This window comes from Klebsiella sp. YJ (assembly GCF_002108615.1).
Lineage (GTDB): Bacteria > Pseudomonadota > Gammaproteobacteria > Enterobacterales > Enterobacteriaceae > Klebsiella > Klebsiella planticola.
Genome location: NZ_MTEG01000040.1, coordinates 1 through 300 on the forward strand (window position 1 = coordinate 1; position 300 = coordinate 300).

1 protein-coding gene is annotated in these 300 nt (G+C 50.7%); it reads left to right on the forward strand.

What is annotated here, in order from left to right:
- A partial coding sequence (locus tag BV390_RS27430; protein WP_255380410.1) for an EF-Tu/IF-2/RF-3 family GTPase occupies positions 1–300 on the forward strand: 300 nt, incomplete at both ends.

The following is a 300-nucleotide window of genomic DNA, read 5'->3' on the forward strand; positions in this document are numbered from 1 at the left end:
ATCGAAGACGTATTCTCCATCTCCGGTCGTGGTACCGTTGTTACCGGTCGTGTAGAGCGCGGTATCATCAAAGTGGGCGAAGAAGTTGAAATCGTTGGTATCAAAGAGACTGCTAAGTCTACCTGTACCGGCGTTGAAATGTTCCGCAAACTGCTGGACGAAGGCCGTGCTGGTGAGAACGTTGGTGTTCTGCTGCGTGGTATCAAACGCGAAGAAATCGAACGTGGTCAGGTACTGGCTAAGCCGGGCTCTATCAAGCCGCACACCAAGTTCGAATCTGAAGTGTACATTCTGTCCAAA